Here is a 23,738-nt window from a genome sequence, read left to right on the forward strand (position 1 = left end):
GTATATACAAAAAAAGGTTCCCTTGTGCAGGGAACCTTTTTTTTGTAAGGCGCTATGTGTGATTACGACCCAATCTTGGAGAAGGACGGAGTCAGTTCTTCGCAACCGGAACCGGTCACAGATGCCGAGAATTCAACAGCGTCTGCAGCGGAGCCAGAGCTGGCCTTCATAACTTTAACATCCCAATGAGAGCCAGAACCGGATGCGCAATCATTCAACTTAACATTGGGTGTGGCGGTCCATGCAGCGGCTGCGGAGCCAGACAATGCTGCCGTGTTGTTGGTATAGGTACCCGGGTTGGTATAGGTAAAGTTTGTTGTGGCGCTATTCTTACCCGGAGCACTGTAGCCGATAATTGTGAAATTGCCATACTGAGAACCAGTTTCAGACACGAAAGCCTGCTGCAACTTCACGTAGGTACCTGCTTTATTTTAGCCTGTTGAACTTTCTCATTTCTTTGTCAAGGAATGTGTCAACGAATTTTGCATAAATAAGAGTGGTCTCAACATTACGGTGCCCCAATAATTTACTTGTTGAAGGTAGTGATATTCCGAGCGTGATGCAGGTGGTTGCAAAGGTGTGCCTTGCCAGGTGGCAATGAATGTATTTGTGATAGCCGAGTTTTGGGGCCACCTTGCGGAGCGTCCTGTTGAAATGTGAATTCTCAACTACTTTAAAGACGGGGCCTTTTGTCAGTTTTTCGGGCAAGAGCAACCGCGCTTGGATTGGAATAGGAATGTATACCGGCTCTCCGGTTTTGTGAGTTTGTTTCCGTATTTTCCAATCAAAAATTTCGGATGCATCGAGAGAAAGAAGGTCGCTGTATCGCAGACCGGTAAAGCAGCTAAACAGAAATACACCCATTACATTTTGTTCTGTTTCTGTAAGGAATTGCTTGTTGTCTAGGTAGTTTAGGTACAAGCGTTTAAGCTCGTTGATTGTAAGAAAATTTCGCCTTGAATAAACTCGGCCGACCTTTATATTTTCAAAAGGGTCTGTTTCGAACAGCTTGTCTGCAACCATTTTCCTTGTAAAAATTCTAAAAACAGACAAGGCCTTGGCCACAGTATTTGGCTTATCACCCTTTTGTTGCAAGAATGCTTTATAATTGCGAATAAAAGATTCATCGATGTCTTCGCAGTGGGCCTCTGGGTCAAAGTCCGTGACTTTCTTTAGGTTCCAATAATAGGTCCGCATTGTAGTGGGGGCCAAGTTTTCCTTGTAGTTTTCAAGGTTAAGGTATTTGAGGGCAGTGTCAAAGAATAGCATGTTTTCTCCAGATGAGTGTCTTACAAATCCCCATTTAAGGGGCGCTCAAATTAAAAATATTCTGGAGATGCTGAAAATTATTTTAATTTAATATAATGTAAGGAACCCAGCGCTTGTAGAATTTGTTCTGAAATTCTGTCGGAGAAAGTATTGGATTGTGGTCGCCTTGGATTATGAACCGTGTTTTAGGGAATTTGTGCACGAGTCCAGCAATTTGCGCAAACGTGTTTTTTAGCTTGGTTGTGTATGTAGAATTGACGGAGTCCGCATTACTGTTATAAATGTCTGCGAATTCTTCCATTGGAAATTTTGTGTCAGTAGTAGTCCATGCAATAAAGTGATTTTGTGTTGAATCGGTAAGAATGCTATCAATCTTAGAGACCATTGCCTGGTCGTTTAAACCATTGCCGTAGATGGATTCGCCAAAGCCAATGTTTTTGATGTATTTAAATCGGTAGTGCTCTAAGCTGTCTCCGCCGAACAAGAAGGTTGTTTGATAATCAAGCTCATTAAAAACTTTGGGTAAGAATAGCGTGTCTTTTTGCTTAGTGATTGAGTCGCGAGTGATAGCTTTGATTAAATCTTCGCGTTCTGCAGTTCGTGTGCGACTGTACATGCGGTTATGTATACCTACTATGCTTGTGAAGCCTTTGAAGATTTCTAATTGCTTTTCGAATCGTTGAATGTTCAACGGAACGCCCCAACTTTCAACAAGAATTATTACGTTGTTGCGGGTTGTATCTACGAAATCTCGTGTGATAGTAACGGAATCGCTGACAGTATATTTTTGATGAAATTCTTTCGTGATTTCACTGCGTTGCGCGGGTTTGGGAGTTGTACGTTCCAAATAGTCTATTGTCGGAAATTGAGCTAAGGGCTGTGCTGCATAGCGGTTATTGACCTCCAAATGAAGTGCTAGCGCAATAAACAGAATGAAACAAATTGTATTGAATTTGAATGGCTTGAGTTGCCAGACCATTGCAATGGCGAGAGCGCATGTGATAAATGGTATAATTCCATACCAATTAGCTTCCCAGTTTTTTATAGCGAGTAGATTCTGTAGGTCAAGCTTGGCCACAATAAAAAGCGTGATGATGGCTAAAGCTAATAGAATTGCTGTTGCGAGGAATTTTACGAGAGTTTGCTTCGGCATTTGCAGAAAGCCTCGCAATGACGAGTTTGTTAGCTTGCTTTTAATGAATATAATAAGCAACAGCAGTGCAAAATATTCATACCCGAACAATCCGCGGATAATGTCTTGCCCCTTCTCGAAAGTGAGTAAGAAAGGCACAATTGTTATAAGGGCGCTTGCAATTAGCGGATACAGGAGACGTTTCATTGTTTGTTCTCCTGTGCATTGGCGATATTGACGAGTCTGTATTTATAGAAAGTCATTTCACCTATTTCTTTCAAGGTGTCCACGGCAACGCTGTCGTAGTAATGCCGTTGCAGAAAATCGACCAAGTGAGGCTCGTTCAATACGATTACGTTATCGTGAATCACGTCTTTCATTGGATTTTTTATGCCAAAGTCTGCTAAGGCCTCTGTAACCTCAGGTAAATAGGGTGTCCAGTATCCGAACGAGACTGTTCTGCAGTATTGCCCGATGGGCTCTGCTAAGTAGGGCGGGTTGCGATGATGACTAAACCGCATAAAGGCGTTCATGCTAAGCAAAAACAGTTTGTCGGGTTGATTGTCGATGTAATCAAAAACTTGTCCGTAATCGGTAGAGTCTTCAATTGCTAGCGTTCTCATTCTGCCGCTGCTGGGGTCGCGAACCATTTCGCCGGAGGTTGCGTAAGCGTATATGTTGACAACAGCAATAATGGCAAGGATCGAATAGGTCAATTTACGAGGAATATTCAAGGATAATCTTCCGAAAAGTGGGATGGCTAGTATCGCCGCATAAAGCCAAAACCCACTCTCTACGCGATAAACCAGCCGTCCAATAGAAAGTAGATGAGCCATTAGAGCGAGAACGATGGCGAGAGAAGTCCACAAATATAAAAATTTATTAGGATTGGTTATATATGCTATCAAACACAAAATAAACCATGTCCAAAAAAGAGGCGAATGAATGGAATGACTTAACGCGTTTAGTAAATTTCGGGGAATGAGTTGTGGTGGATTTGGGTCACGATATGCAGAAATGATATCTGTGTAACGTTTTAGGCTATCAACAGAAAAAACTTCGGTGTCGTAATGTATCCATTCTTTGAGCATTTGGAAATCTTTTCCTGAAAGCCCAATTTCTTCTGCATCTTCATAAACTGCATTCTGATTAAAGTTCTCCTTATCACCTAGAGCCACACGGGGACCTTGAAATTTGACGAAGTCAGCATATTCGGGCGATTGGTAAATTTGTTGATCAAAATGGTGCATGGTGAATGCGCCCACGAACAGGATTGCTAATCCCACAATTACGCGCCATTTGGATTTCCAACAATGCTTGAAAATAAACAGCATCCCGAGGCAGAAGAACGGCATTCCCATCAAGAACGCCTGCCACCGCATCACCGAGCCCCATAACATCAGAATTATGCTGAAAACGAAGGGAATATATTTCCTAACGTCATTGCGAGGAGCTTTGGCGACGAAGCAATCCATTCTAGAGCATTGTATGACCCCGTACGCAAACAGCAACATCCCCGCCGCGCTCAGTATCGAGGCGCATTGCGTAAACTGCACAACCAGGTAGAAATCGCTGGCAAAGAGAGCAGTGAACAGCGTTGCGAGGATTGCTCCCCAGCGTTCCCCGCATCGCAGCAACAACACATATCCAATGACTGTAAACGAGAGAAAAACGGCGAACATCTCGCCGATGTAGTACCACCCGATTTTCGGAAAAAGATGGTATAGGGGCAAAAGGGCATAGCCGTAGATGGCGTTCACGAATATCAAGTGCGGGTTGTAGTCCGTACCCAGGGCTCCGGTGAGTCTTGCGGCCATGAAGTAGTCGTCAATCGCCCCGAACTTGAGGTCGCCAAAAACAAGGCATAATGCCAAGAAGAACAGGTTGATGGCTACGGAATAAGCTATGGCGCGTTTGATGGGCATGCAGAAAATATATATTTATTTCTGTTATGAATGTTCGCGTTTGTCAGGTACTGCACGGGATTGTGGGCGGCGGTTCGGAACAGGTGGTTCTGAACTATTGTTCCCGCATGCGCGATATTCACTTTGATTTGCTTTACCAGTACGAACCGAATCCGCAGATTTTGGAACGCTTTAACGAGGCCGGAATCAACTGCATCCAGATTCCCGACAAAGTGCATCATCCGCTAAAGCATCTGTGGACGATGTTCCGAATCTTTAGAAAGGGCCGCTATGATGTAGTCCATAGTCACTTGGATTGGTTCATGAATAGCTATGTGTGCTTCTTGGCTATGCTTGCCGGAATCAAGAAGCGAATTGCGCATCACCACCAAGCATACGGCAGTAACATCCTTTGCTCGCTAATGCGCATTCCCTGCAAACTCTTCGCTACCCATTGGTTGGCTTGCGGAGAAGCTGCTGCCATCAATGGCTGGGGGTGCAGCGCACTCAAGAAGGGCAAAGTGACGATTCTCCCCAATGCAATCGACCCTGAACGGTTTAAGTTTAGTGAATCGACTCGACGTGAAATCCGGGAACGGTATGGAATCAGGGACGATGATTTTGTAGTAGGACACGTTGGCCGCTTTTACCCGCAAAAAAATCATGATTTTTTGATAAACGTCTTTGCGGCACTCCATAAACAAAAGGAAAATACAAAGTTGTTACTGTTGGGTAACGGCCCTATGCAGGAAAATATTAAACAAAAAGTTGAAACCTTGGGTTTAGCATCAGCCGTAATCTTCGCGGGCTTACAAAAAGATGTCGCCCCGTTTTATAGCGCAATGGACGCTTTTTGTTTTCCTTCGCTGTGGGAAGGATTGCCTATAACTCTTGTAGAAGCGCAATATAACGGACTGCCTTGCGAGATAAGCAAACATCTCTCAAAAGAGATTGATATTTCGAGTAGCATCACTAGGATAAGTTTGATTTGTTCCGCGCAAGAATGGGCAAAAGTATTGTTGTTGCAAGTTGGAAAGCGTAATTACATAACGTGCAAAAAAACTCAATTTGACATAAACGAAACTTATCCGCAACTTCAAATGTTGTATAAAGGATAAAGATGGTTTTAGATGAAGTTACTTTAAAAAAATTACAAGCACGTTTAATGGATTTAATGCAGAAAATTCATTTAATATGCGTAGAAAACAACATCCGCTATACAATGATTGGCGGAACGATGATCGGTGCTGTCCGACACCAAGGGTTTATTCCGTGGGATGACGACATCGACATAGGAATGCCTTATGAAGATTATAAAAAATTTATTGATGTTGTAACTTCGCATGAGTACGAAGGACTTGCTTTTGGAGTCCCTGGGGAGACGGAAGATTATTTTCAAACATTTGTGAAAGTCTTTGATACAACAACTACATTAAAAGAAAATAATCGAACAAAGAGCAAGCCCAAAGGGATATTTATAGATGTTTTCCCATTAGCATTTGTTGGTAATACTAAATGGGAAGTTTTTTATAACGTGAGAAAATTCCGTTTTTGGCGAGACGTCTTGACAAGGAAGGATTATCATTTGTGTAAAGGATGGTTCTTTTTAGTAGAGTGGATATATATATTGCTGGGCAAATTTTTATCAACCGAAACATCTTTGAAACGCATTCATGCTCATTATGAGAAACTGGCCTCCAAAAAAACATTGATGATGGCCGATTTAGATGGGAACAATAAGGGAATTGTACCAGCGTATCTCTTCGATGAATTTACGCTATATGATTTTGAAAATTATCAGTTTTATGGCATGAAACGGGCGGACGAATATTTACGATGGGTCTTTGGAGACTATATGAAATTGCCTCCAGAAAATCAGCGAACTCCGCATCATATTGAATTTATGGATTTGAATAAAAGTTACTTAGACGATTGAAGTTTCAACCTTAAGCTTGCAATAGTTCTTTCGAACATTTCGTGCAAATCTGTTTTTGCAACCCAACCAAGACTGCTGATTTTGTCGGCAGCTAGAGATATTTTCATAGTTGGATTGTATCCGAATGCGGATTCGTCTTTGCTAAGGTCGAATTCTAATTGGCTTTGGCCTTTACCAAAATTTTCACAAACAAATTTTGCCATTCCCGCAATGCTGATTGTTGTGCCTGGATTGGCGATATTATAAGCTTCTCCAGAAGTTCCCTTTGCAAGAACAGTCAAGATTCCGGATACAGCGTCCGCAGTGTAACAATAGTTTCGTATTGTTTCACCCTTTGTGTGGAGGATGATGTTTCCGTTGTTGATGACGCTGCGTGCAAATTGCGCAAAAACCCTGTTATCCGAAGCTGACACGCCAGGACCAAAAGTTTGCGCAAGGCGAATGGTTTTAACGGGGACTTTGTATTCGGAAGCATAGGAAACGCACATGCATTCAGCCATTCTTTTGCTTTCAGAATATGAACTGCGAACAGATGTTGGGTTTAGGTATCCTAAATCAGTTTCATTTACATCCTGTTTTGTTGGCTTCCCATAATATTCCAGCGACGATAAATATGCGATTCCTAAGACATTGTTGTCTTTGGCAAACTCAAGGATGTTTCGTGTTCCCTGTATAGAAGTCCAAATCGTCTCCACGGGTTTGCTGACAAAATCTACAGATGATGTTGAACACGCTCCGTGAATTATGTAGTCAACTCGAGATGCTGTAATTGGATTGCAAACATCATTAACAACGATTTCAAAAAAATCTCTACCTAAGATGTCATGGAAAATTTGTTTCGCTTTAATTTCGTTTCTAACTAATGCTTTGATAGTAATTTTTGAATCAAACAGCCTATTCCGACAAGCTAGAGCTTTGATTAGAAGCGAGCCAATTAAGCCGGTCGCTCCTGTCACTAGAATGGATTTTCCTTCAAAACAGCCCCAAGGGATAGAGCTATTCTGGGCGATTCTTTCGACATCTTGTTGAACATACTTATCAAGTGAATCTTCAAGCATTTTAAAATCCGTATATTTGAGCATTTTCTTTTGCTTCAAGAATAGCTCTCATCATGTAAAAATCTTCAGGTGTAGTGATTTTTATATTCTCTTTGGGACCATCAATTAAGAAAAGTTTATAGCCGGATGCTTGCATCAAAGTGCAACTGTCGATAAAATTGTCTTGACCACCTGCGATAGCTTTTTCCTGCGCAGCAAGAATATCTTTGAGCCAAAAACTTTGGGGGGCTTTCGCTACACGAGAATTTTTTCGGCTGGGAACATAATCAATGGACGAGGATTCCTCTGTGACCACCAAGATGGTTTCTTGCACGGGGGATGTTGTTATTGCAGAACCGTTCTTTTGCACTGATTCAATGTTTCTCGTGATAACGTCAGCGTTAATAAGGGGACGAACGCCATCATGAATTAGAACAATGCTGTTCTCGTCGGTTGAAATTTCCTTCGCTGCACAAAGTCCATTATAAATGGACATTTGACCGGTTTTCCCTCCAGGAACAACTTTCTTCACTTTCTCAATTCGATATTTGTATAGGAGTTCCTTAAGATAGGGAATGTATTCTTCCACACATGCAATGACAATGGCGTCTATTTGTGGATGCTTTTCAAAATGTTCAAGGGTATGTATAATTATTGGTTTGTTATACATTTCAAGGAATTGCTTTGGACGTTCAACGCTATGCATCCGTTGTCCAACACCTCCGGCGAAAATTACAGCTGTATTCATGGAATCACCCTTTATTTCTCTTTTTAATATACCTTTTTCATACATATTAGGCTATGAAAACCTCACAAAAATGGTTCATTATCACACTCAATTATTAGATTTAAGTAAGTCTTATCTGGAACAATAGCTATGAAACGAGAATATGTTTCCTTCGATGTTTTTGATACCTGCTTGATTCGCCGGTGTGGCCGCCCATACAAAATTTGGGACTTGATGGCAGATCGGCTGTTTGAAAAAGATTATTCTCGCGGTCGTCTGTCTTTTACTGGGAATCGAAGCCTTGCTGAGAAAAAGGCTTCGTATGGCAGTCCATATCCGACTTTGGATGATATTTATCAAGAGTTGAATGTCGCCCAATGGGGCTTTGAAAAAGATTCTATGATGAATCTTGAAATGGAAATCGAGGAACAGGAACTGTTTCCGAATCCAGAAATGTTGAAAACGGTAAATCAATATAGAGAAAAAGGTTTCAAGATAGCCTTTGTTTCTGATATGTATTTGCCGACGGAATTTATTAGGAAAGTTTTGACAAAATATGGTTTTTGCCAAGAGCCGGATTTAGTTTTTGTTTCTGCGTATTGTAAGGCTTCAAAATATGATGGCAAACTGTTTGATTTTGTTTTGAGGGAAACGCAAACGAAGGCGAAGCAGTGGATTCATTATGGTGATAACGAACGTTCTGATTATCGAGTGCCCAAGTCAAGAGGGATAAAGACAATTCTTGTTAACGATACTGATTTTACGGATGAAGAAAAACGCTGGATAGATGACGCCCGCTTTTACACCCATAAACACGAAATTGAGTTGTGGGCGGGGTTGTGTAGGTTGACTCGCTTGCAGAATGAACGAAGTTTTGCGGCAACGATGGCTGTAGATTTTATTGCAAGTGTCTATGTCCCCTATGTTGCATACGTGCTAAGAACTGCTAAGGAAAAAGGAATAAAGACCCTGTATTTTTTGGCAAGAGATGGCCATATATTCCTAGAAATTGCCAAGGCAATGAAAGCCGAATCTGAAGGAATTGAATGCCGATATTTGAAAGTTAGTAGAAGGGCTCTGTATTCGTGTGTATTTTATGAAGTAAATGATTTTGAATTGTCGGTTGTGATAAACAATGCTCATGATCAACCAATAAAACAATGTCTTGAGTATATCGGAATCAAATGGGACGACCTTTCTGTCTCAACAAAAAAATTGTTCGGAACAGATGTAAGGTTGAATTCAAGAAAGAAAATAGTTTCTTTCATAAATACAATAAAAGAAAACGATTCTTCACTGTTGAAATCAGAGTCCCAAAAAAAGAGAGCGCTGCTGTTGCGATATTTGAAACAGGAAAAAATTGATGAACAAAAATCTGCTTTGGTTGATTTGGGATGGATTGGCAGTTGTAAAGCTGTCATCGATTATATTTTGAAGAACGAAAAATTAAATGCTGTTGATGCTTTTTACTGGGGATATGGAGGGGGATTGATTTATGGGAGGGAAAAACTATATGTTTTCAATGAACAAATTGATGCGATTTATTATCATCCGGCGTTAAAAACTATCCTAGAATCATATGCTTCTATTAATTCGGAAGGAACTACATTGGGCTATGAAGAACGAAATGGCGTAATTATTCCGATTAAAGAAACGAACTCTGCAGGTAAAGAAAATATCGAAAAAAAGCACTCATTGATAATTTCTTCCTTGGTTACATATATTCCGCGATATTGTTCAGATTCCATATTTACGAATGATGTTTTTTTATGTTGCGGATTGCGACAAATACGGAATATACTAACATCACCAAAAAAAAAGCATGTGCGTTTTTTTGAGAAAATTTCTTGTGAAAATTATAATCATGCCATGAAGATTGTTGAACGCTTTGGAATAAAAGATGTTTTGGCATTGATGGTGTGGGGTGTTCCCGCTTCTATGATATGGGCAGAGGCTGCGTCAATAAAGTCGTTTGGTCCTTTTGCGCCCCTTTTTAGCAGACTTTATAAATATTCGTCAATGACTGCTTTTGCCAACCGATTGCGGTTGTGGTGGGAAAATAGAGCGTAGAATCTAGGGGATATTTTTCTTAAAAAAGAATTATGTCTTGTTACAAAAGTGCTCTTTTATATATTTGATGAAAAGAGATGTGTTTTCTTTGTTTTTTTTTGAAAAATCTAAGCTGTCGATTAATAAGTTTCGAGTTGCTTCCGCTCTGTGTAATTCATCTAAGGAAGTCCCATAGGCAACTCCGTAGGAATCAGAATCATCCGGTCCTATGTAATCTTTTTTTGTTTTGCCAGGTTCTAAAACAACAATGGATTTACACCCACATAGGGCCGCAATACTTGAATAAAAAGTTTGAGTATCGTAAGAATAACAGAATTCACATTTGTTGAACGTGTTTACTTTGTCTTCTTCTGTCATATCGTCGATAATAGGTCCATCAAAAGATGCTGGCAAATCTATTCGGTTTTTCCCTTTTCGGATGATGTAGCACGATCCGTGGCGCGGCTCAAAGTTATATTGTCTGTATAGTTCATGATCAAAATAGTTGAGTTGAACTTTTTTTTTCGATGGATTCAGCTGGTCGCTATTGAAAATTTCCCTAAAACAAATGAATAGATCGTTTTTGTTAAATGCATTAGGTTTGTTTGCGTGTGGATAATGAAATAAAAACCATCTTACGACATGGGTTGCTTTAAGGGGGTTGCCGTAAAACAATTCGGGATAAAGAACAATTGTGTTTTTCTTAGAAAAAAATGGATTGATTTGAATTTTGCAACCATTAAGATGTCTTGCCGTAAAATAATCGGGAAAAAACTTTTTTTGAAAACCGGCATTTGGAAACAGATGAACAAGTAATCGGACAAAAAGAAGTTTAATATAGTTTACGAACAACCCGATTCTGGTGTGCCTGAACAATTTAAGATCTTGCTCGCTTTTAGGAATTCCATAAAACAAAAATAACTTTGCATTATATCCTTGTCGAACTAGACATTTGCATAACTCGGAAAGAACTATCATTCCGCCGCAGTAAAAGCAAGTGTTTGCAATTATGATGCGTTCTATTTTTTTCATATATTAAATTGCGTTTTTTTGGGGCAGCTGATGAGATTTACTTTTTTGGCACAAAAAACATTACGGTTTCGCATATCCCCTGAGTATAATGTCTCATGTATATGTCATAATCTTCTCTAATATGAAAAATTGCTTGGGGAATAGTGACGAAATCGTCTCCTTTATGGTATGCACAAATCGCCATTTTAGGATGGTTTTGAAGAATAGTTTGTCTCGCTCCACTGATAGCCGCAATTTCATTACCTTCTATATCCATTTTTATAAATGAAACTTTGTCCTTAATCACATCATCAATTTTTCCAACTTCTATTGAAACTTTGCCATCTTCAGCAATTCGGCTTGCATTCCCATCAATTTTGAAACGCAGGGTTTCGTTTTTATCTGATGCGCCTTTTGTTATGTACACAACATTAGGAATATCTGACAGCGTCGCCTTGGATTTCTCCATAAAGTCAGGGTCTGGCTCCCAGTAATAAATTTTATCGTATCGAGGACAATGTTTGATGAAATTTTGTGTTGTAGCGCCATCATATCCTCCCACGTCACAAAATGACTCACCAGACGGGTCCAAATCTAAAAATGGTTCAAAATACTGCTCATTCAAATTCATTCTGAAATCTGACATTTGAGAAATGTCGTAATCGAGTTTGAATTTGATTTGACGGTCGAATGTCTGTTTGGACAATTCGTCTTTTAACAATGACCTTATTTCATCGTACTTAGATTCGTTTAAAGAATAAGATTCCTTGAATCCGAGCCAATATTCTATACTCAATGGAAATCCGCTGTATTTTATAAATGAAAAGTAATCAATGTGCAAACCTCCCCAAGCGGATAATTTCTCCTCCACGGCCCAAGCGGTCCCCTCAACAACGCAACTTAAAACAATCGCGTTGGATGGGATTTCAAACAATGAATGTAGGATTGGCAGCCCTTCATAAGTGCGCTCAGTTGTTTTTTCGTCAACAAATCCGGTAATTTTTACATATTTTCGCACTTCGGAAGAATATTTGTTTCTGCCCAAAATATACTTGGGAATATCCGTCTTTGTGATAAACATACGCACGATGTCTGCTTTATCTGCCATGTTCTAAACTCTCCAATCAAGTAAAAATTCAAATCCATCTGCGTCAAATACTGGAATACTGCAATTTTCTTTAACCTCTAGCCGCTCTTTGACATTGTGTCTTGTTGAAGTTAGAACGTTCGTTCTCGCACCACGTATTGCGGAGACTGGTTGATGCTGATATAGATGCGGCCCACGTATTCGCCGATGAGCCCGAGCAGGAGCATAATCATGCCGCCCACGAACAGCAGAGTGGCGAGCATGCTGGTGTAGCCTACGGGAATTTCGGGATTGAGGAATTTCTGGTAAACAACGTAGAGGCCTGCAAGAAAACCTACGAGGGCGCAGATGACTCCGATAAAGGTCGCGGCGCGGAGCGGTTTGACGGAGAATGCGGTAAAACCGTTAATCCAGAGCCCGATAAGGCCTGCAATGGTGTAACCCGATTCGCCTTCGAGGCGGCGACGGTGCTGCACTTCTACATTGCCCAAGTTCTTGGTGGCGCGGAAAACGAGCCCGCTAATATAGGCGAACGGGTTCGGGTAGCGCACGATTTCATCGACAATGAACTTGCGCATGATAAAGAAGCTCGTCGTGCGGAGCGTCTTGGGTTGTCCAATAATCGCTTCGGCCATTTTCTTGTTGACCCAGGTGCCAAAGCGGCGGAACAAGTGTTGCCTTGAATGCTTATAATAGCCGTAAACGACGTCGTAGCCTTCTTCTAGTTTGTCTACAAGTTTAAAGCTTTCGCTGGCGGGGGTCTGTCCGTCGTCATCGAGGCTGATGATGTAGTCGCCGGTGGCCTGGCCATAGCCAGCCATTAGGGCGCTGTGCTGGCCGAAGTTTTTGGCGAGGCAAATTCCCTTGATGTGGTTGTCGGCGGCGGCGAGTTTCTTGATGACTTGCCATACGCCGTCGGGGCTGCAGTCGTTCACCAGTACAATTTCGTAATCCGTGCCGGGGCGGGTCGCTACGGTTTCGCGGATTTCTTGCACCACGGTTTCGATGGTGTTTTCGCTGCGGTAACAGGGGATTACAAACGAAAGTTTCATTATAAATCTTCCCACTTGTTACTTTGTGCGGAACGCGCTGCGGCCTGCATCATGGCGAGACCTTCTAGCGAGGTCTTGATGCCGCATACGTATTGGCTGGTAAAGTTGCCATTTGCAAAGTATTGACCGAGGCAGTCGGCGATGTCTTTGTAGTAGTTGGCAAATGCTTCGATAAAGCCTGCGGGGTGTCCCGCCTTAAAGCGGTTGTAACGCTGCTGGTTCGCAATCTTCACATCGCCGGTGCGGTCGCGCAGGCTCACGTTGCCGCGCAGGTCGCAGGTCTTTAAAGTTTCGGGTTCCAGCTGGAACCATTCGGCGCTGCCTTCGCTACCGAAAACGCGAATGCGGAGCCCGTTGCGGTTACCGAGCGCAGTCTTGCTGAACCAGATTTGGGCGCGGACATTGTTGGTGTATTGCACGAGGGCGCCTACGTTGTCTACGATTTGTGGAAAAAGACCGAATGTAGCCTGGTCGGCTACGATGCGTTCCGGGCGTTCGCCGGTCAAAAAGTAAATCATGTTGTGCAGGTGGCTGCCAAGGTCCAGCGAAATTTTCGGAATCACGGTATCCTTAAGGCGCCAGCTTTGCGGCTTGGGAGGTTCGTTGTGTGCCCCAAGTCGCATAAAGCCTTCTTGCGGCATTTCGACTTGCACCTGCTGGATTTTACCGAGCTTGCCGTCGGCGATGAACTGCTTGAGTTCGCGAATCATCGGGTAGCCGGTGTAGTTGTACGTAGTGCAGAAGAATCCTTTAGTCTCAGCGACTACTTTGGCGATTTCTTCGCCTTCTTCAAAGCTGGTGGCGAGCGACTTTTCACACACCACGGGGAACCCGGCGCGTAGAGCGTCAATCACGATGTCTTTGTGGTAATCGGTCGGCGCGAGCACTACGACGGCGTCCAGTTTGCCTTTTTCGGCTTTCAAAAGTTTGTGGTAGTCGGCATAGGTGCGTTCGGCGGTAACTCCCCAAGTTTCGGCGGTTTTGCGGTTTGTTTCGGCGTGGGTGCTGAATGCGCCCGCTACAAGTTCAAAATGGCCGTCCATCTGGCTTGCGGCCTTATGGACTTCGCCGATGGCTGAGTTGATGCCACCGCCAATAAATGCAATCTGATAAGGTTCCTTCTTCATGTTTTTGAATATAGGATATTTTTTTATCAATGCGCACGAACAATGTTAAGAAAAATTTCTTTTTTTCAGAAAAAGGAGATCCCGGCTTCCCCGTTCCGAGGACCATATCCACTAAGCAGCAAATCTGCAAGTGGATATTGGCGAGTCGGGAAGACATTGGGAATTATTCAGCGATAATGCGGGCTAAATCTGGCATTCTTGCAGTCTTATCTTGCATCTCGGTGAGGGTATCGAACTTGAAGAATACAATTCCGGCCTTGTAGGTGAGTTTATCTGTAATAATTTCGCCTGGCTTGTACCACAGGAATTTTTCGACGATGTTGCTTTGAATTTCGTGAGCGAACTTGACGTCGCAGACAATGCTGCCGTTTGCGATGTCAGGTCCGGCCATTATGCAGTGCCGGAGCCAGAATCCTTGCGTAGGCACGTCAGTAATGCTGGAAATGTCCTCGCCGGTTTCGGCCTGCACAATAAATTTCGGGTAGTCGATGCCGGTAGCGTACTTCACGAACTTGATGTACAAATCTCCGGGTGGGCGGCGACAGATTTCGATGATAATGGGAATGCCGTCGGCCCGTTCGATGTACTGGATGTGTAGAATGCCGTCGACTAGGTGCAATTCTTGCGCGATGCGTTCGCTGTATTCGCGGAGCATGGCGAGCGTCTTGTCGCTGGATGTACTCGGCGAATTTGCACCCGAGACCATGTACTTGTTGATATAGTACTGCTCGTTGTCAGAGAAAGCGAATGCGACCTTGCCCTTCACTAGCATGGCGGAAAATCCGTGGTTTGAACCTTGCACGAATTCTTCGACCACGATGTGGTCCTGGCGTGTGCGACTGCAGGCGTCTTTGTAAGCGACCCGGGCTTCGTCGGCGGTTGCGGCGCGGTGAATGCCCTTGCCACCCGTCAAATCAACTGGCTTTGCAATAATTGGGAATGTGAGTTGCGCGATAGCGGCTTCAAAATCGGCTACGCTTCGAACAACAAGGGCTCGCGGTGTCGGGATGCCGAGTCGCGTAGCGAGTGCGCGGTATTTGTCCTTGTGGTGAATTTCAAGGCTTGTCGCGTAGCTGTCGTGGCCGGGGAGTCCCAATTTTTCGCAAACGTACACGGTCGAAAGCAGAGCGAAATCGTTGCAACCGGAACAAACCGCTTGAACGCCCTCGCTCTTGGCGAGTTCCAGCATGGCGTCTTTGTCGCTAAAGTCTGCAAAAACGTTCTTGTCGGCGTAGGGGTGTCCCAAACCTTCGCGGGCATTGCCCGTGGTAATCACGTACCAGCCGAGTTCGTGTGCGGCTTGGATTAGAGGAATTTCGGCGTGTCCGCCGCCGAGAAGCAACATTTTCTTATTTAAGCTCATAGTACAAACAATATATCTTTTTTATGCCTGAAAAATATATATTTTCTGCGTTATGAAGATTCCATTCAACAAGCCGCCGTTCGTGGGGCTCGAACTCGATTATGTGAAACAGGCTGTCGAAAGTGGCCGTATTTGTGGCGATGGCACTTACAACTTGATGTGCCACGATTGGCTTGAAAAGCATACCGGCGCTGTGAAAGCGCTGATGACTACCAGCTGCACCCATGCGCTTGAAATGTCTGCCCGCCTTTGCGACATTCAGCCCGGCGACGAGGTGATTATGCCGTCGTTCACGTTCGTGAGTACGGCCGATGCGTTCGTGTCGCAGGGGGCCAAGTGCGTATTCGTGGACATTCGCCCCGACACCATGAACCTGGACGAAAATCTGATAGAGGCTGCTATCACCGAAAAGACGCAGGCGATTGTGCCGGTGCATTACGCGGGCGTGGCTTGTGAAATGGACAAAATCAACGAGATTGCAAAACGACACAATTTGTTCGTGGTCGAAGATGCCGCTCAGGGCATGATGGCGACTTACAAGGGCAAGGCGCTCGGAACGCTCGGCGACTTTGGCTGCTACAGCTACCACGAAACCAAGAATTACAGCATGGGCGAGGGCGGTGCGCTCCTCATCAACGACAAGAAGTATTGCGACCGCGCAGAGATTATCCGTGAGAAGGGCACGAATCGCTGCCAGTTCCATCGCGGCGAAGTCGACAAGTACACTTGGGTGGAGCTCGGCTCCAGCTACTTGCCGAGCGAACTCAATGCCGCTTATCTTTATGCGGAACTGGAATGTGCCGACGAGATTAACGATAACCGCATGGCTAGCTGGAACGCTTACCGCGAACGCTTGCAGCCGCTAGCCGACAAGGGCTTGATCGAGTTGCCGTTCATTCCGGAACATTGCAAGCACAACGCGCACATGTTCTACCTGAAGGTCGAGGACTTGCAGACGCGTACGGCGCTCCTTAAGCACCTGGTGTACAACGGCATTCTGGCGGTGTTCCACTATGTGCCGCTGCATAGCTCGCCTGCGGGCTTGCGCTTCGGTCGCTTTAACGGCGAAGACAAGTATACCACCAACGAAAGCAACCGCTTGCTGCGTCTGCCGATGTTCTTTGGCCTGAAAACCGAAGAAATAGACTTTGTCTGCGAAAAAGTGAACGAATTCTTCGGCGTGTAATTATTGAATTTTGGTTGTTGCAATCGCAAATAGTGAAAATACTATTACAACACCAATATGGTTTTTATGGGGAGTTCCGTGTATTCTGCGATTAAAGTTAGGTCAAATTCCTTGGAATCACGCATTTTTACCGCCATTTCGTACATATATGACAAATAGCCTATAGCGCGACCGTAGGAATGAGCTTCTTCATAGGTTCTGAATGGATCTTGTTTACGCTTGTATTTCCGTTTTCTTCTCATCATTAAGCCTTGTCGCAGAATTGTTGGCGCCACTTTTGATGGGCTGATTCTACAATTGCAGTATTTTCCAAAAGAATTTCCATTGCGTGCGTGAGACCGATACTGAAATTTTCGGATGAATCACCACCGAACATGTGACACATTTCGTGGACATAAGTGGACAAACCGTCATAGAATTTGTCCGCCTCGATAATGGAACGTTTCAGATATACGCAATCAATTTTATTCCTGATGCACAGGTGCATCTTGTTGAACAGTTTTCGTTTATTTTTGTAGAGCGTTGCCATTCCGTGATAGGCGGCTTTAGGATTTGTTATGATTTTGTGGGATGGCCATGGATCTGCAATGAAAAAGTCGCTGAATAGATTTCTGCAAACGTCTTCAAGAATTAAAAAACAGTTTTTCTCAAGTTCTGAATGTAAATTGTCGTCTTTGACGAGTCCTCCGTTGCGGCGGCATTCGTCTTCAAGTGATGAATAACCCAATAAAGAAAATGGCTCTCCGACAAGAACGTATTTGTCGCGAACGTTTTTGTACCAACTTTGGGCTTCTTGCCTCCAATTCATTTGTATTTTGCTTAGGTTTGGATAGAGATACAAAAGATTTGGATATTTGTCTTTGAATTTCTTGCAATATTCAGAAGAATACAATATGTTGGATAGCAGTCTCCGGAGAACGGGAGTCCAACTTTCAAAATCGAAACGGTCTGTGCTGTTGGATATCCAGACTCGTCTCGTTTTCTCTACGATTTTAAAGGATGCTTCTGCTGGCAATATCGCGCTCATTCTCTTGAAAACCGTTACAACTTCCATTTCCAAGAGAGAATCTCGTTCACGGTCGTTTTGTTCAAAATCATGTAAGCAAACAACAAGATCAAAAGGGTTCGATCCGCGTATTTGATATCCGCAAAAAACGATTCCTTTTCTGCCGAAATTATAGTTGTACGGCAGTTCGTAATCGTATTGTGCTTTGCTGCGTGTGTAAACAGCTACGTCCCAATTTTCCCAAATTTTTTCGCCGAGAAGTTCGTTTTCTGGGTAGTAAAAACTTTTCAAAGCAATTTTGAATATGTTGAAATCTTCGTTTGAAAGTCCTTGTAGGATTAGTTCGCTTTTGGGAATGTTAATTTCGGATTCTGTTAAATCGTATGCGAGCATTTGGACGTTTTTGCCGTCAATTACGTGGTCTGTGTGGATGACTCTGAGGCTCCAGTTGCCGGAGGACATTCTTATTTCCCAATGCTTGTCGCGGAGTGCGCAAAGCGAAGCTATTTTGAATCCTTCGCCGAAATATCCGGCATGCTTTTGGTCCGAATTGGTTTTTGTTGAAGCTCCAATATGCAATAACCAATCGTAATTGAAAGTTTGGTCTTCTATGCGCATAGAAAGGGTGTTGTCGTGAAATCCATAATGGAATCGTTCGTACCATTGGTCGCAAGGAACGGAATCGTAAAAATTTTGTATGTAGTCTCTAAATATTTGGAAGGTTTTCCAATGTACGGGGTATGTGAAAATGATGTTTAAGGGAATGATTTTGTTTTCCATTATAGGTTGAACTCCTTTATTGTGCGACTGCAGCCGCATAATTCTTCGCCTGAGTTTCATGCTTCACCATAGCTTCGTAAACAAGCTTTTGGGCTGTTGTGAAGTCTGTGCTTTGTATGGTCGCCCCTTTTGCCAGTTTCCTGAACAATTTTGACGAGGCGTCGATAGCCTTTATGTAACCGTCAAGTGCGTCGCGCGTTTTACGGTAAGCCGTTCCTTGGTCTAATTTCATAAAATTCCACAGATGAGCGTAGCCGATGGTTCGTGCCAGTAGGTCCTTGTAATCGTGGGTAAAGTTGTTGGCGAATTTCTTCAGGTCGGTGAATTCCTCGGGAATCACGGACATGATGCTCTCGGGAAAGGTCATAGTTTCGGTATCAAAGTTTTCCATAAGAAAACCGGGTGTCAGACCGTGGAAGAGTTTGTGCACTTTGAGAAATTCTTCGCCTTTCATTTTCACTTTGAATCCGTTATCAAATGTGATGACGGTGCCCTCCTTGTTTGCGGGGAGCTCTGAAACGAACTTTTGTGCGTCTTCCAGATTTGTGACATCTACACGCTGTGGAGAGGCGATGTTCCATTTCCTTGCTGTATTCTCTACATAGTCAAAGGGCGATTCTTGGCCGGTTGCGTTGTCGATGATACCGAGGAGCGTGCATCCTTCGTAATTGTATCTGATGGGGTGCAGAAAAATATCGGCGATAGTTTCGAACATATAGGTACAACCGGGTTCAAATTTGCCTAGGATATCGTTGCCTTCTAGCCATTTGCGGGACCATTCCGAATGTTCCGAATGGATTGCTCCTGACGATGTGACCATAGGCTTGCCGTCGACTAATCCCGCGATGCACAGGGAACCATCGAGTTTGTCTGTAGCAATGAAATGTCCGAGTTCTCCCTGCAATGTTTTGCTTTTGTTGTTTTGCGGGAAGAACATTCCTTCGTTGACGGAGGCGTGGTAAGTGGAGGTGAATGAACCGTCGGGCAAAACGAGTTCGTTGAAATTGAAAAATTTGTCCCACGGACGCAATACGCATTCACCTGTTGAAACATTGAAAACGTGTCCGCGAGCATGTAAAGTCACGCGATTCCAACGGCTGGAATATATGGCCTGTGCGGTGTATTTGAATTTTACATACTTGCGGTCAGCCGAATAGAGAGCGGAAACCTCGCCCCGCTCCGCTGCTGCGAAGTATTCGTCAAGAGAAGGCAGTCTATTCATATCTGTTATACCCTTTTGTTTTATGTTGTGTTTACACTTGCAAGAATAAATCTATACTCGGCGTAATCCTGCTGTCAAGGGCCTGAACTGCGAGTGTGGATTTCAAAAAAACAATATACCTATTGCATTTATTAAAATTTTAATGTATATTGTAGGTGTGGTAAAATAATGAGGTGGTAGGTGCAAGTAGTATATGCAGATAAAGAATTGGCTCGCTGCGCAGGTGACAAGGCCTATGCAGTGAGGAAAATGGGGCAACGTCGTGCGGACGTCTATTTGGATAGGATAAACGACCTTCAGGGTGCCGCTGATCTGGAGTCTTTAAAGAATGTTCCTGGACGATATCACGAGTTGGTAGGCAATCGCGCTGGCCAATGGGCTTGCGATTTGGACCATCCGTATCGGCTTATCTTTAAACCGGTTATGAATAGTGCTGGAAATATTGTTGGTTTGATTGTCGAAAATACCGTTTCCATTCTAGAAATTGTAGATTATCACAAGTAGGAGCGTTTATGCAGGTATATAGATGTGATGAATTGGCTTATGTGACTCCGCCAGGTAGGACACTGTCGGAAAAGTTAGAAGAAATGGGTCTTGATGCCAACGATTTGGCTGCACGCATGGGCTACACGCCCAAGGCGGTGAACGATATTTTGCAGGGATATTGCCGTATAACGCCGGAAGTGGCGTTTTCGCTTGAGGTAATAACCGAAATTCCTGCGAACTTCTGGCTGCGACGTCAAATTGCGTACGATGAGTACCTTGCCCGCGAATATGTCAAAGCCTCCCTTGACAACCAGCCTCTCTGGAGAAAGTCTTTTCCCGAAGAACTTGGCGTGCGCGACTGGGTACGGCGCGGTAAAAACGAGGCTGACGACAAATCGGGCCTTTCGCTCCTCAAGTTCTTCGCGGTGGCGTCTCCGCAGGCGTGGGACAGTTACTACAAGGATGCCAAGCTTAAGGTGGCTTTCCGTATCTCGCTGGCCGATGTCAAGGATCCGTATGCGACTTCGGCGTGGATTCGCCGAGGCGAGATTCTTGCGGACCGGGACCCGATGGAAAAGCAGGAACAGATTCCGGTGCGCAAGCGCTTGAAGGCAGCTCTCCCCGAAATCATTGCTTTTGCGGCGGCCAACAAGGTACGCCCGAAGGGCAAGAAGCGCATTACCTACTGGACGCCGGAAGCCGAGGTGGTGGATGATTGCATGACGGGTTTACAGGAAATCTGTCGTAAAATCGGCATCCGCGTACTGTTCGTGCAGAACTTCAAGTGCGCGCCGATTCATGGCATGTATCGTTGGTACAAGGATGTCCCGCTGATTCAGCTGCACGACCGCTTCGAGAAGCGCGCGACGATGTGGTTTACATTTTTCCACGAACTGGCGCATGTGCTGTATCACGGCAAGAAGGGAATTTGTCTACAGAATATTGAAATCACGCACAACCATCCTGAAAAGGAAGATGAAGCAAACTGCTTCGCGCAGAAATGCATGGTGGATGCTGGGTTTAAAATGTAGTGTTTTTGTCGAAAAACGAATTTACGAATTCTTGTGTACATAAGAAAACGGCCTCATCTCTCGGAGAAAAGGCCGTTTCGTTTTTAAAGTGTTTTCCCTTTATGACGTCAAGGATTTCCGAGCTGCGGTAAAGGAAAGGAGTCTAGGGGAAAACCTTAGGTTTTCTCCTACGTCTTAATAGTCGGGGCCTGGCGCGCCACAGGGGCGAGCTGCCCGTGCTTCCTAAACAGGTGCTTTACGAGCGTGCCGAAACCGCGCATCACGCGGTAGCGTTCGCGCGGGTTCTTGATGGCCATGATGCCTTGACGCAGGATGTAGCTCGGGCGCAGGTAGAACTCGCGACGGGCCTTGTCGCAGAAGTCCACAAGTGCCTGGCTGGTGAGTTCGCCGCGCTGGATGGTGGTGCGGTGGAAGCCGTCCTTGTCCAGCCACTGGTTGTAATCCTTTGTCTGCAATGCGCCGCTAGCGAGAGCTTCCTTGTAGGCCTCGGTGCCGGGGTATGCCATAATGGGGTAGAACTGCGCTGTATTCGGGTTCAACTTCTTGGCGTAGTCGAGCGTCATGCGGAGCGTTTCCGGCGTGTCGCCCGGGTTACCGACCATAAAGCAGCCGTGCACTAGGAGTCCTGCCTTGCGGGCGTTCTTCGTGAACTCGATGGCCTTGTCTGTATTCTTCACACCCTTGTGGATGTTTTCGAGAACCACCGGGCTGGCGCTTTCGAAGCCCACGCACATTTCACGGCCGCCGGCCTTCTTCATGAGCTTGAGCAGGTCGAGCGGCACATCGGCGCGGGCGTTGCAGCTCCAGGTAATCTTGAGGCCGCGTTCCAGAATCAGGTTGCAGATTTCGCGAACGTGTTCATGGCTTGCGGTAAAGGTGTCGTCTTCGAAGAATACTTCGCCCAAGTCATCAAAGTTGTCCTTGATGTACTGCAGTTCGTCTACAACATCTTTCGGAGAGCGGCGGCGGAACTTGTGGCCGTTCAGTGTCTGCGGAATCACGCAGTAGCTGCAGCGGTTCGGGCAGCCGCGGCCACTCAGAATCACGATCAGCGGGTTCAGGTTCGCGCCGTAGAAATACTTCTTGTAGCAGCTGTACAGGTACTTGCGGTAAACTTTGGACACCCACGGGATTTCGTCGAGGTTTTCGATCTTCGGGCCTTCGGGCTGAAAATCGACGGTGCCGTCGGCCTTGCGGAAGGCGAGGCCCGCGATGCTCGAAATGTCCTTGATGTCGCCGCGCAGGTAGCGGGCGAGGTTCCTCGCGGTGTAGTCCGCTTCGCCGATAATCACGAAATCGAGGCTGGGTTCCATTTCCATGGATTCCAGCGGTTCGGCGGTAGCGTGCGTACCCATGATGGCGGTCTTCGTTTTCGGAAGCACTTCCTTGATGGCGTGTACCACCTTGAGGTCGTTCAAAATACTCGGCGTACTCGTGCTGCAAATCACGAGTTCGGGGTCAAACTTCTTGATGCCGTCCAATGTCTTGGGCAGGTCGAGCTCCATGGCGGGGCTGTCGATCAGCTGGATTTCGTTCCCGTCCGCTTCGACAGTGCCGGCGGCGTAACTCAGGAACATGGGCCAATAAAGGGTAGAAGACTTGGTCACGCACGGACTGCGCGACTCGCGACTGAACATCGGATGAAACGGCGGATTTAAAAAAGTAATGCGCATAAGCACTCGCAAAATACATAATTATTGGCGATAAAGCTACATTTGTGAGCGTGAAAAAAGTATTTCTGTTGTGTATTTCTCTATGTGTGCTCTGCTCGGTCGCCGTAGCGCAGAATTCGCCGGCGGTGACGCTCGATACGATAAGAGAATTTTACGCGGACAGTAACCTTTCACGCCTTTATACGGTCCAGGGAGGAACCGACATTCGTGAGGGTGTAGCCTACAGTTATCATCCGAATGGCAAGGTCGCTATCGAGGCTCCATATAAAAACGGCAAGCTCGACGGCGTGTTCAAGAGCTATTTCGAGAATGGAAAACTCTGGCAGACTATCGGCTACAAGAATGGAATCGAAGAGGGCGTTTCGACGATCTATTTCGAAAACGGCTCCAAGAAAAGCAAGGAAATTTACCGTGGCGGAATCCTGGATGGGCTGACTGAAGAATGGGATGACCAGGGGAAGCTCCGCCGCAGGTTACCGTATATGCGTGGCCAGTTGCATGGCGTTGCTAAGGTTTTTGATGACCTGGGTGGCCTTAAGGAAGAAATGACTTTTGATAAGGGATTACGCGAGGGGCCGTACCGCCGCTACAATCGTGGCGTCAAGGTCCTGGAGGCGGAATTCCAGCAGAACCGCTGCGTCAAGGGTTGCGATTTTTAAC

Annotated in this window: 21 protein-coding genes; 7 read left to right on the forward strand and 14 right to left on the reverse strand. The window is 44.9% G+C overall.

The features are described 5' to 3' along the window. Nucleotides 1–62 precede the first annotated feature (62 nt). The 4 genes from BUA93_RS13690 to BUA93_RS13705 all read right to left on the reverse strand — a co-directional run bounded on the left by BUA93_RS13690 (nt 63) and on the right by BUA93_RS13705 (nt 4,326). Nucleotides 63–413, reverse strand: a complete 351-nt coding sequence (locus BUA93_RS13690) for a hypothetical protein (protein WP_072980333.1) — start codon at nt 411–413, stop codon at nt 63–65. Between the two features lie 13 nt (nt 414–426). Next, entirely contained in the window at nt 427–1,269 is an 843-nt protein-coding gene (locus BUA93_RS13695; protein WP_072980335.1) for a site-specific integrase, read from the reverse strand. Nucleotides 1,270–1,351: 82 nt separating this feature from the next. Beyond that, nucleotides 1,352–2,608: an alkaline phosphatase family protein gene (locus tag BUA93_RS13700; RefSeq protein ID WP_072980337.1), complete on the reverse strand. Its 1,257-nt coding sequence runs from the start codon at nt 2,606–2,608 to the stop codon at nt 1,352–1,354. After that, nucleotides 2,605–4,326, reverse strand: coding sequence for a hypothetical protein (locus BUA93_RS13705; protein ID WP_072980339.1), 1,722 nt, complete (start codon nt 4,324–4,326; stop codon nt 2,605–2,607). The genes BUA93_RS13700 and BUA93_RS13705 overlap by 4 nt, the downstream gene beginning before the upstream one ends. A 26-nt stretch (nt 4,327–4,352) precedes the next feature. Here BUA93_RS13705 and BUA93_RS13710 point away from each other — a divergent pair, with 26 nt between their 5' ends. Then, nucleotides 4,353–5,423: a glycosyltransferase gene (locus BUA93_RS13710; RefSeq protein WP_072980340.1), complete on the forward strand. Its 1,071-nt coding sequence runs from the start codon at nt 4,353–4,355 to the stop codon at nt 5,421–5,423. A 2-nt stretch (nt 5,424–5,425) separates the two neighbouring features. Further along, nucleotides 5,426–6,241 carry a LicD family protein gene (locus BUA93_RS13715; RefSeq protein WP_072980342.1) on the forward strand — a complete coding sequence of 272 codons (816 nt, stop codon included), beginning with the start codon at nt 5,426–5,428 and terminating at the stop codon, nt 6,239–6,241. Here BUA93_RS13715 and BUA93_RS13720 read toward each other — a convergent pair. Next, complete coding sequence (locus tag BUA93_RS13720) at nt 6,226–7,299, reverse strand: NAD-dependent epimerase/dehydratase family protein (RefSeq protein WP_371359330.1); 1,074 nt, start codon at nt 7,297–7,299, stop codon at nt 6,226–6,228. The two genes, BUA93_RS13715 and BUA93_RS13720, sit on opposite strands and share 16 nt — an antisense overlap. A 1-nt stretch (nt 7,300) precedes the next feature. Continuing rightward, nucleotides 7,301–8,026: an IspD/TarI family cytidylyltransferase gene (locus BUA93_RS13725; protein ID WP_072980345.1), complete on the reverse strand. Its 726-nt coding sequence runs from the start codon at nt 8,024–8,026 to the stop codon at nt 7,301–7,303. A 129-nt stretch (nt 8,027–8,155) separates the two neighbouring features. On the opposite strand from BUA93_RS13725, the gene BUA93_RS13730 reads away from it, so the two are divergent. Beyond that, nucleotides 8,156–10,075 (forward strand): HAD hydrolase-like protein, encoded by a 1,920-nt coding sequence (locus tag BUA93_RS13730; protein ID WP_254793994.1) that lies wholly within the window; start codon nt 8,156–8,158, stop codon nt 10,073–10,075. A 30-nt stretch (nt 10,076–10,105) separates the two neighbouring features. On the opposite strand, the gene BUA93_RS13735 is transcribed toward BUA93_RS13730, so the two are convergent. The 5 genes from BUA93_RS13735 to BUA93_RS13755 all read right to left on the reverse strand — a co-directional run bounded on the left by BUA93_RS13735 (nt 10,106) and on the right by BUA93_RS13755 (nt 15,694). Further along, nucleotides 10,106–11,086, reverse strand: a complete 981-nt coding sequence (locus BUA93_RS13735) for a hypothetical protein (RefSeq protein ID WP_072980347.1) — start codon at nt 11,084–11,086, stop codon at nt 10,106–10,108. 37 nt (nt 11,087–11,123) lie between these two features. Continuing rightward, nucleotides 11,124–12,173 carry an FkbM family methyltransferase gene (locus BUA93_RS13740; protein ID WP_083597472.1) on the reverse strand — a complete coding sequence of 350 codons (1,050 nt, stop codon included), beginning with the start codon at nt 12,171–12,173 and terminating at the stop codon, nt 11,124–11,126. A 110-nt stretch (nt 12,174–12,283) separates the two neighbouring features. Further along, nucleotides 12,284–13,204 carry a glycosyltransferase family 2 protein gene (locus tag BUA93_RS13745; protein ID WP_072980349.1) on the reverse strand — a complete coding sequence of 307 codons (921 nt, stop codon included), beginning with the start codon at nt 13,202–13,204 and terminating at the stop codon, nt 12,284–12,286. Next, nucleotides 13,204–14,331 carry a Gfo/Idh/MocA family protein gene (locus tag BUA93_RS13750; RefSeq protein ID WP_139258103.1) on the reverse strand — a complete coding sequence of 376 codons (1,128 nt, stop codon included), beginning with the start codon at nt 14,329–14,331 and terminating at the stop codon, nt 13,204–13,206. The genes BUA93_RS13745 and BUA93_RS13750 overlap by 1 nt, the downstream gene beginning before the upstream one ends. 163 nt (nt 14,332–14,494) lie before the next feature. Continuing rightward, nucleotides 14,495–15,694, reverse strand: a complete 1,200-nt coding sequence (locus BUA93_RS13755) for an ATP-grasp domain-containing protein (RefSeq protein ID WP_072980352.1) — start codon at nt 15,692–15,694, stop codon at nt 14,495–14,497. Between the two features lie 52 nt (nt 15,695–15,746). Here BUA93_RS13755 and rffA point away from each other — a divergent pair, with 52 nt between their 5' ends. Continuing rightward, nucleotides 15,747–16,880 carry a dTDP-4-amino-4,6-dideoxygalactose transaminase gene (rffA, locus tag BUA93_RS13760; RefSeq protein WP_072980354.1) on the forward strand — a complete coding sequence of 378 codons (1,134 nt, stop codon included), beginning with the start codon at nt 15,747–15,749 and terminating at the stop codon, nt 16,878–16,880. A 244-nt stretch (nt 16,881–17,124) separates the two neighbouring features. Here the strand turns inward: rffA and BUA93_RS13770 are convergent, their stop codons facing one another. Both BUA93_RS13770 and BUA93_RS13775 read right to left on the reverse strand, forming a co-directional pair. After that, nucleotides 17,125–18,666, reverse strand: coding sequence for a hypothetical protein (locus BUA93_RS13770; RefSeq protein ID WP_139258104.1), 1,542 nt, complete (start codon nt 18,664–18,666; stop codon nt 17,125–17,127). Between the two features lie 16 nt (nt 18,667–18,682). Further along, complete coding sequence (locus BUA93_RS13775) at nt 18,683–19,888, reverse strand: T4 RnlA family RNA ligase (RefSeq protein ID WP_072980360.1); 1,206 nt, start codon at nt 19,886–19,888, stop codon at nt 18,683–18,685. A gap of 180 nt (nt 19,889–20,068) precedes the next feature. On the opposite strand from BUA93_RS13775, the gene BUA93_RS13780 reads away from it, so the two are divergent. After that, nucleotides 20,069–20,392 carry a type II toxin-antitoxin system RelE/ParE family toxin gene (locus tag BUA93_RS13780; protein ID WP_072980362.1) on the forward strand — a complete coding sequence of 108 codons (324 nt, stop codon included), beginning with the start codon at nt 20,069–20,071 and terminating at the stop codon, nt 20,390–20,392. An 8-nt stretch (nt 20,393–20,400) separates the two neighbouring features. Next, nucleotides 20,401–21,405, forward strand: coding sequence for an ImmA/IrrE family metallo-endopeptidase (locus BUA93_RS13785; RefSeq protein WP_072980363.1), 1,005 nt, complete (start codon nt 20,401–20,403; stop codon nt 21,403–21,405). 167 nt (nt 21,406–21,572) lie between these two features. On the opposite strand, the gene BUA93_RS13790 is transcribed toward BUA93_RS13785, so the two are convergent. Then, nucleotides 21,573–23,078 (reverse strand): B12-binding domain-containing radical SAM protein, encoded by a 1,506-nt coding sequence (locus BUA93_RS13790; protein ID WP_072980365.1) that lies wholly within the window; start codon nt 23,076–23,078, stop codon nt 21,573–21,575. A gap of 50 nt (nt 23,079–23,128) precedes the next feature. Here BUA93_RS13790 and BUA93_RS13795 point away from each other — a divergent pair, with 50 nt between their 5' ends. Beyond that, on the forward strand, nt 23,129–23,737 hold the full coding sequence (locus BUA93_RS13795) for a toxin-antitoxin system YwqK family antitoxin (RefSeq protein ID WP_254793995.1): 609 nt from the start codon (nt 23,129–23,131) through the stop codon (nt 23,735–23,737). The last annotated feature ends 1 nt before the right edge of the window (nt 23,738 follow it).

This window comes from Fibrobacter sp. UWH4 (assembly GCF_900142475.1).
Lineage (GTDB): Bacteria > Fibrobacterota > Fibrobacteria > Fibrobacterales > Fibrobacteraceae > Fibrobacter.

Bases quoted from the DNA above. Each gene is read 5' to 3' on its own strand.
- BUA93_RS13695 (WP_072980335.1), bottom strand. From the start codon at position 1,269: ATGCTATTCTTTGACACTGCCCTCAAATACCTTAACCTTGAAAACTAC.
- BUA93_RS13700 (WP_072980337.1), bottom strand. From the start codon at position 2,608: ATGAAACGTCTCCTGTATCCGCTAATTGCAAGCGCCCTTATAACAATT.
- BUA93_RS13705 (WP_072980339.1), bottom strand. From the start codon at position 4,326: ATGCCCATCAAACGCGCCATAGCTTATTCCGTAGCCATCAACCTGTTC.
- BUA93_RS13710 (WP_072980340.1), top strand. From the start codon at position 4,353: ATGAATGTTCGCGTTTGTCAGGTACTGCACGGGATTGTGGGCGGCGGT.
- BUA93_RS13715 (WP_072980342.1), top strand. From the start codon at position 5,426: ATGGTTTTAGATGAAGTTACTTTAAAAAAATTACAAGCACGTTTAATG.
- BUA93_RS13720 (WP_371359330.1), bottom strand. From the start codon at position 7,299: ATGCTTGAAGATTCACTTGATAAGTATGTTCAACAAGATGTCGAAAGA.
- BUA93_RS13725 (WP_072980345.1), bottom strand. From the start codon at position 8,026: ATGAATACAGCTGTAATTTTCGCCGGAGGTGTTGGACAACGGATGCAT.
- BUA93_RS13730 (WP_254793994.1), top strand. From the start codon at position 8,156: ATGAAACGAGAATATGTTTCCTTCGATGTTTTTGATACCTGCTTGATT.
- BUA93_RS13735 (WP_072980347.1), bottom strand. From the start codon at position 11,086: ATGAAAAAAATAGAACGCATCATAATTGCAAACACTTGCTTTTACTGC.
- BUA93_RS13740 (WP_083597472.1), bottom strand. From the start codon at position 12,173: ATGGCAGATAAAGCAGACATCGTGCGTATGTTTATCACAAAGACGGAT.
- BUA93_RS13745 (WP_072980349.1), bottom strand. From the start codon at position 13,204: ATGAAACTTTCGTTTGTAATCCCCTGTTACCGCAGCGAAAACACCATC.
- BUA93_RS13750 (WP_139258103.1), bottom strand. From the start codon at position 14,331: ATGAAGAAGGAACCTTATCAGATTGCATTTATTGGCGGTGGCATCAAC.
- BUA93_RS13755 (WP_072980352.1), bottom strand. From the start codon at position 15,694: ATGAGCTTAAATAAGAAAATGTTGCTTCTCGGCGGCGGACACGCCGAA.
- rffA (WP_072980354.1), top strand. From the start codon at position 15,747: ATGAAGATTCCATTCAACAAGCCGCCGTTCGTGGGGCTCGAACTCGAT.
- BUA93_RS13770 (WP_139258104.1), bottom strand. From the start codon at position 18,666: ATGGAAAACAAAATCATTCCCTTAAACATCATTTTCACATACCCCGTA.
- BUA93_RS13775 (WP_072980360.1), bottom strand. From the start codon at position 19,888: ATGAATAGACTGCCTTCTCTTGACGAATACTTCGCAGCAGCGGAGCGG.
- BUA93_RS13785 (WP_072980363.1), top strand. From the start codon at position 20,401: ATGCAGGTATATAGATGTGATGAATTGGCTTATGTGACTCCGCCAGGT.
- BUA93_RS13790 (WP_072980365.1), bottom strand. From the start codon at position 23,078: ATGCGCATTACTTTTTTAAATCCGCCGTTTCATCCGATGTTCAGTCGC.